Origin of the sequence: Psychromonas sp., assembly GCF_041586535.1 — a bacterium.
GTDB lineage: Bacteria > Pseudomonadota > Gammaproteobacteria > Enterobacterales > Psychromonadaceae > Psychromonas.
This window is the reverse complement of sequence record NZ_JBFGZY010000175.1, coordinates 1-7,396: the sequence shown is the minus strand read 5'-3', so window position 1 is coordinate 7,396 and position 7,396 is coordinate 1. Positions and strand designations below refer to the sequence as shown.

General features: G+C 41.4%; 7 protein-coding genes. 5 read left to right on the top strand and 2 right to left on the bottom strand.

The window, feature by feature from the left end; translation table 11 throughout:
* Positions 1-145 precede the first annotated feature (145 nt).
* Positions 146-1,057: a LysR family transcriptional regulator gene (locus ABZA00_RS15640; RefSeq protein ID WP_372883086.1), complete on the bottom strand. Its 912-nt coding sequence runs from the start codon at positions 1,055-1,057 to the stop codon at positions 146-148.
* A gap of 172 nt (positions 1,058-1,229) precedes the next feature.
* Between ABZA00_RS15640 and ABZA00_RS15635 the strand changes: the two genes are divergently transcribed.
* From ABZA00_RS15635 to ABZA00_RS15620, 4 genes are all read left to right on the top strand, one after another.
* Positions 1,230-1,919 carry a type 1 glutamine amidotransferase domain-containing protein gene (locus ABZA00_RS15635; protein WP_372883085.1) on the top strand — a complete coding sequence of 230 codons (690 nt, stop codon included), beginning with the start codon at positions 1,230-1,232 and terminating at the stop codon, positions 1,917-1,919.
* A gap of 86 nt (positions 1,920-2,005) precedes the next feature.
* A complete protein-coding gene (locus ABZA00_RS15630; protein ID WP_372883084.1) occupies positions 2,006-3,163 on the top strand; it encodes an iron-containing alcohol dehydrogenase in 1,158 nt (385 codons plus the stop codon).
* A gap of 171 nt (positions 3,164-3,334) precedes the next feature.
* Positions 3,335-4,237 (top strand): DMT family transporter, encoded by a 903-nt coding sequence (locus ABZA00_RS15625; RefSeq protein WP_372883087.1) that lies wholly within the window; start codon positions 3,335-3,337, stop codon positions 4,235-4,237.
* 305 nt (positions 4,238-4,542) lie between these two features.
* A complete protein-coding gene (locus tag ABZA00_RS15620; RefSeq protein WP_372883083.1) occupies positions 4,543-5,505 on the top strand; it encodes a glucosaminidase domain-containing protein in 963 nt (320 codons plus the stop codon).
* A gap of 312 nt (positions 5,506-5,817) precedes the next feature.
* On the opposite strand, the gene ABZA00_RS15615 is transcribed toward ABZA00_RS15620, so the two are convergent.
* Positions 5,818-6,996, bottom strand: coding sequence for a cystathionine beta-lyase (locus ABZA00_RS15615; RefSeq protein WP_372883082.1), 1,179 nt, complete (start codon positions 6,994-6,996; stop codon positions 5,818-5,820).
* A 163-nt stretch (positions 6,997-7,159) separates the two neighbouring features.
* Here ABZA00_RS15615 and ABZA00_RS15610 point away from each other — a divergent pair, with 163 nt between their 5' ends.
* Positions 7,160-7,324 (top strand): hypothetical protein, encoded by a 165-nt coding sequence (locus ABZA00_RS15610; protein WP_372883081.1) that lies wholly within the window; start codon positions 7,160-7,162, stop codon positions 7,322-7,324.
* The last annotated feature ends 72 nt before the right edge of the window (positions 7,325-7,396 follow it).

Here is a 7,396-nt window from a genome sequence, read left to right as displayed (position 1 = left end):
CTAGCTAGACATAAAACTACGTTTTAGTCTTTGTTATTGATTTTGTAATTAGAACAACTAGTTACTGCAATCAATGCCTTGCTTTCATCCATTTTTCCTACGCCTAAATAGATCATCTAATTAACGGAATTGGTATAACTTGGTACTAATCCAGCATTGATATATTATGTTTATTGAAAAATTCCTTTAAATAATCAATCAATAATCTGAGCTTTTTAGATTTTGCACCACCGGGCGGAAATACGCCATAAACATCAATATCATTGAGTTTATAATCTTCAAGTACCAGCTCCAGTGTACCAGCCCGTATTTTTGGCCAGGCATCATAAATTGGAATACGCCCCATGCCATGCCCTCCTTCAATGAAGGCAGTACGCGCAGCTGCATTGTTGGTGCTGATAGTGCCGTTTAATTTCACACTAAATGAACGGTTACCTTTTTTCAGATCTAATACATTTGAGGCAAGTTTGTAAATAACCCACTGATGTTCACTCAATTCAGCCAGCGTTGCCGGTCGCCCGTGTTTATTAAAATATTCCGGTGAGCCGCACAGACAGGTCGGCAAGGTAGAGAGTTTTTTTGCCTGCAGACCGGAGTCCGGTAAGGGTGCCCCGCGGATGGCAAAATCGATCCCCTCTTTCATAATATTAACGACTTCATCACTGAGCATCACATCCAGATTTATTTTCGGATAAAGTTTACGAAATGCATTTAACGCCGGCACAATGGTCTGCAGCCCGACGTTCACCGGACAGGTGATCTTTAACAACCCTTCAGGTTCACTTTTTAAATTCTCAATCTGCTGATTGGCGGCAGACGCCTGCTGCGCAATGATACGGCAACGCTGGTAATACAAGGTTCCCGCCTCAGTCAAATTGATGGTTCTGGTGGAACGGTTAAGCAGTTTAATACCTAAATGAGCTTCAAGTTTTTTTATATGGTAACTGACCACGGCGCGTGATAGACCAATATGCCTGGCAGCAGCAGTTAAACTTCCCTGCTCAACCACCTGCGCGAATACCACCATACTTTTCAATTGTTCAAATGAAATATCCATAAACTCCCCGCTGAAAAACAATCTCGAAAGGTCAACAGCTCTATATTGTATCAATTATTCTACCAATGATATCCATTTTATCTGCATTGTATAAATAAAACTCAATACCTATACTATTTCTGTAACTTAATTCAACACAGCGTGTTCATCTCTACCTAAGAGGAATAACAACATGACTCAAAAAATATTAATGGTTTTAACATCTCATGCAGAACTGGGTAATAGCGGTGAGAAAACAGGATTCTGGATAGAAGAGTTCGCAGCACCTTATTATGTATTTAAAGATGCGGGGCTAGAAATAACCTTAGCTTCCGCAGGTGGCGGCCAGCCCCCTATCGATCCTAAAAGTCAATTAGCGGACTTTGTTACCGAGTCGACAAAACGTTTTGATAATGATTCAGCAGCACAGCAGCAACTGGCCAACACCTTACCTTTAGCATCTGTCAAAGCTGAAGATTATGCGGCGGTGTTTTATCCCGGTGGCCATGGGCCATTATGGGATTTGACCGAAAATGCAGATTCTATTCATTTGATAGAGGCATTTTTGCAAACAAATAAAGCGGTTGCCACCGTCTGTCATGCCACAACAGCATTATTAAATGTCAAAGATCCTTCCGGTGAATTTGTTGTTAAAGATAAAGCTGTCGCGGCTTTCAGCAACAGTGAAGAAGCTGCCGTGCAGTTAACCGAGATAGTGCCTTTCTTATTGGAAAATGAATTAAAAAAACGTGGTGCAGACTACCAAAAAGTCGCTGACTGGCAGGCATTTGCGGTGCAGGATGGTTTACTGATTACCGGGCAAAATCCGGCCAGTTCAGAGCTTGTTGCCAAAAAACTGCTGACTCATTTGGGTATTAGTTAATCCAATCAACAGCTCTATTAAATAGAGCTGTTGATTAATAAAATTAGTATAAACAAGCAATAGCTTTAAAAACAAAGGAAAAACGGATGTTAAATTTCAGTTTTGAAAATCAAACACGTATTCATTTTGGTGAAGGACAAATCAGTACTGTCGCTTCTGAAATCCCAGCCGGTGCAAAGGTACTGGTAATTTATGGTGGCGGTTCAATAAAAAATAATGGTGTATATGATCAGGTTGTTAATGCGTTAAAAGACCACGCATGGTTTGAATTTTCCGGTATTGAACCTAATCCGAATTACGATACCTTAATGAAAGCACAAGCCCTCATTAAACAACATGATATTGATTATTTACTCGCAGTTGGCGGCGGCTCAGTGGTTGACGGCAGTAAATTCATTGCCGCAGCGGCATTATATAATGGTGATGATCCCTGGGATATTATAACTGATCAACAGAAGGTTGAAGCGGCTTTACCGATCGGCGTGGTTTTAACCTTACCGGCAACCGGCTCTGAAACAAATATTGGCTCCGTGGTTACACGTGACGGTCACAAGCTACCCTTTATGAGCCCGGCCGTTCGCCCGCAATTTGCAGTATTAGATCCGGCGGTGACCTTATCACTTTCAGATCGTCAAATCAGCAACGGTGTTGTTGATGCATTTATTCATATTATGGAGCAGTACCTGACTTTCGATGTAAAAGGTAAAGTCCAGGATCGCTTTGCCGAAGGTTTATTGCAAACTCTAATAGAGGAAGGGCCAAAAGCGTTACTTGCCGAAAGCAAAAATGATCTTGAAGTACGCGCAAATATTATGTGGTCAGCAACCATGGCATTAAATGGTTTAATCGGTGCTGGCGTGCCACAAGACTGGTCTACACATATGATAGGTCATGAGCTGACAGGGACATACGGTATTGACCATGCGCGTACGCTTGCAATCGTGCTGCCTGCGGTAATGAAAGTGCGCCGTGACGCAAAACGCACAAAACTACTGCAGTATGCACAGCGTGTGTGGCATATAAAGGAAGGCAGTGAAGATCAGCAGATTGATCAGGCGATAAAAATGACCGAAGCGTTTTTCCAGACGATGGGCATGCCGATTCGTTTGCCCGATGTTGAACTGACGGCTTCCGATATTGATACGCTTATGGCAAAACTGGAGTCCCATGGCATGGTCGCTTTGGGTGAGAAACAAGAAGTGACTCTGCCAGTGAGTCGTCAGATACTAGAGCAGGCTCTGTAATAATAAGATAACAACATGGCATAAAGTCACTGCGAATAAAGTCGCGCCATATCATATATATGTGGTGCGATTTTTTCATTTTAGCAAGTATAAATTAGTAGATAATTGCTAAGATTGGTATAACTTACATACTTTGTAAAGTTATTCTGCCGGGTGAGAAAATAGCAAATGATAAAAAATCAGAAAAAAGCCACCTTGTTTGCTTTGATCGCAGTCAGCATGTGGTCCACCGTAGCTAGTGCATTTAAAGTCACCTTGACTTATTTTTCTCCAATTCAGATGCTGTTGGTGGCAACACTGACTACTATTTTAGCCTTAACCGGAATCTGTCATAAGCAGAAAAAATTACACCTTTTAAAAGTTTACTTTGTAAAAAAACCCTTATATTTTCTGCTGCTGGGATTAATTAATCCGTTTTTTTATTATCTTATTTTATTCCAGGCATACGACCTTTTACCGGCGCAACAGGCGCAATCGTTAAACTATACCTGGGCTATCTCACTAAGTATTTTAGCGGTGCCTTTTCTCGGGCAAAAACTCACTGCAAAAGATGCCATAGCTATTTTACTGGCATACAGTGGTGCTTTGATTATTGCGACCAAGGGTGATGTTTTTGCATTAGATTTCACTAGCCTTCCGGGTGTATTTCTGGCACTTTTTAGCACCCTTTTATGGGCAATGTACTGGATATTGAATACCAAAAACAACGCCGATCCTATCGTCTCTTTGTTATTATGTTTTTTACTGGGCTTCCCTGCTGTGCTTATCGCAACGCCAATAATAAGTGATTTTAATATGCCGCCGAACTGGCAAGGTTGGGTTGGCGCTATTTATATCGGTTTATTTGAAATGGGTTTTGCTTTTGTTGCCTGGCTCAGCGCACTTCGTTATGCTGAAAATACGGCAAAAATAAGTAACCTGATTTTCATCTCCCCCTTTGTTTCTTTATTGCTGCTAAATATCATTATTGAAGAACCTATTTATCCGGCAACTATTATCGGTTTAATCTTTATTATCAGCGGATTATTGATCCAGCAACTCAAATCAAACGCTTTCAAAAAACCGGCTTTATAAGCCCCCCTCTTTAAAGCTTTATCACGCGCTATCAGTCAGTGTTGACATCTCACCAGCTTATGATCGGATGCAAAAATCTGCCATAGATCATAACTATCTGTTAAAATTGTTTTTTTATTAGACGAATAAAGGAAAAATTAGGGGTTGTTTATCTTTCGTGGTTGATTTTCGTACGGAATAAAAGCATTTTAATCAAATACCTCGCAATAAAGAGTAAAACGTTTTTAGCCGCCCCCTTCGGGCAGCGTTTGCAGGATGAAAGGCAGGAACACGTTTTACATTTCATTATCCTTAGGAACAAGCAAATGAAAAACAACTTATTTCGCATGATATGCGCATTAGCGTTAACCATCTCGCTCATAATAAGCGGTTGCTCGACACCAGATAAAACTGTCACAACCGCAAAGACCAAAACAGCAAAAGCAAAGTCTCATGCCGATATCCAGCCGATCAGCAAAGCACCTCTGCAGGTAACCGTCAGTTCGGTGGACGAATTAAATGCATTATTTGATAAATACCAGTACAGTAGCGAAAGTTGGGAAAGTGGCCAACGGGAGTTGCCCCGTATCACCTTTGCAGAAGTTGGTGAGCACTGGCAAACTGCTTCTGAAAACCTCCCCGTAAAAACTAAAAAATCACTCTTTTTTCGCTTAATGGCACCGCTTATTTTAATTGCCAATGAAAATATTCTCCGGGAACGGGAAATAGTTAAAAGCAGTGCCTTAAACTCACCTGAACTAAAAAAAATTGCGCTTAAATATCGTCTGATAAAAAACAGAAAGGGGATACTGACAACTGCAATGCGTAAAAAATTATTGCAAAAAGTGGATATTCTGCCCCCTTCCCTTGCGCTGGCGCAAGCCGCAGAGGAAAGCGGTTGGGGGACATCCCGTTTTGCAAAAGAGGGCAATGCTTTTTTTGGTCAATGGGATTTTAGCGGCAACGGTATGAAACCTAAACGGCAGCGTAAAGAGTTAGGAAATTATGGTGTGGCCCGTTTTGACAGCCCGCTTGAATCAGTTGAAGCTTACATGTTGAATATCAATACAGGCAATGCTTATCAAAAATTACGCAGGGTACGGGCTGAAATACGAGCTAAAGATAAGAATATTACCGGTCTTGAATTAGCCGGCACACTGGACAAATATTCAGAGCGTGGACAGGATTATATCGACGGGTTACGCCATCTGATCCAATATAACAATCTGCAGTTGGTTGATACAGCGTATTTATCAAATAACCGCCTGATTCATTTAATACCAAACTAATCTCAAAAAAATCAGCTCAACGCATTTGATTGAGCGATAGCTGGTTATTTTCCATTTCATGCAGCAGTTAATAGTAGCAAGGGTCCGGAAACACTCTTGCTACTGTCGGCGCTCTATTGATACCGCTAACGTACTGTTATTTAACATCAGTTCTGGATAATAAAATCGTAACTGATGTTAATATCAAAACATTAAAGTTTTGTGGAGCTCAAGACAAGTCATCGAAGCAATAGTTGGCTATTGGGAGATGATTTAACGCAGAAATACACGAAAATAACGGTGTTGTATCGATTTGCTTATCCATAGCTGGGGTTATTCACCTAATACTTTATTCATCCTGGCAAATCCGGCTTCCAGGTCAGCAATCAGATCATCAACATTTTCCAGGCCGATATGCACACGGATCAACGGCTTACTTTCATCCCAGTCAGTGGCCGTGCGTATTTTATTGATACCGAATACGCCCAAAATAAGACTTTCAAAGCCTCCCCATGAAAAGCCCATTTTAAAATAACGCATATTCTCAACCAAAGCGGTAACAGATTCCAAGTTCCCCTCTTTTAAGACAAATGAAAATAAACCATTACTGGCGCTAAAATCACGCTCAAAGAATTCATGACCGGGACAGCTTGCAAACGCAGGATGGCGAAGGTGATCAACTTCCGGGCGGGTCGCTAACCAGTTTGCGACGGTTAATGCATTTTTTTCATGCTGGGCCATACGCACCCCGAGAGTACGCAATCCGCGGCTGGCTAAATATACATCATCGGGAGAAGTACACTGGCCCATTAAGTAGCTCTGCTCGCGTAATATTGGCCAATATTTTTCATTGGCGGTGGCAGTCCCCATCATAACATCGGAATGACCGACAATATATTTAGTCGCCGCTTGAATGGATATATCCACTCCCATCTCAAATGGGCGCGAGTTAATAGGAGAGGCCCAGGTATTATCCAATATTACAATCATATTATGTTCATGGGCAATACGGCTTAATGTCGGTACGTCCTGCACCTCCATGGTGATTGACCCGGGAGACTCAAGAAATAATACTTTAGTATTAGGGCGGATTAACTCACCAATGCCCGCGCCAATTAACGGATCATAATAAGTGGTTTCGATACCAAACCCGGCCAGTAAACCATCACATAAAGCACGCGTCGGCTCGTAAGCATTATCCACCATTAACAGGTGATCACCCGCTTTCAGGAAAGACAATAATGAACTGCTGATGGCTGCTGCACCGGAAGGGTATAAAGCAGTACCGACACCGCCTTCAAGCTCAGCAATAGCCGCTTGAAAGGCAAAGTGCGTTGGTCCGCCACGGCGCCCATAAAACATTTCACCATTGGTTTTATTTTTTGCAGCAAAATGCATCTCTTCCATGGTTTCGAATAACATTGTGGATGCACGAAAAACGGGTGGATTAATAACCCCTTTTGTCCATTTTTTATCACGCCCCAAACAAACAATCTGTGTTTCTTTTTTCATATTCATTTCCATATCTCATTGTTCCAGCACAGCGCATAGTAGCATTGCATCGTTTTATACCCAAACTACCTCAAGATAGATAAATCAGCAAGACGATAACTGCAGATACAATAAAGGGAGGCATGCTGAACCAGCCCGTAGTAATACCAATTCCGTTAATTAGATGCTCTATTTAGGCGTAGGAAAAATGGATGAAAGCAAGGCATTGATTGCAGTAACTAGTTGTTCTAATTACATAAAATCGTATAAAACGATTTTGAACAGCTTTAGCTGGCCACAAAGTGGTGAAGAACAGGACGTTCTGAATCAAATCAATAACAAAGACTAAAACGTAGTTTTATGTCTAGCTAGCATTCATTTTAACAAGCATGAATGAATAGATAATTATCGGATTTGGTAT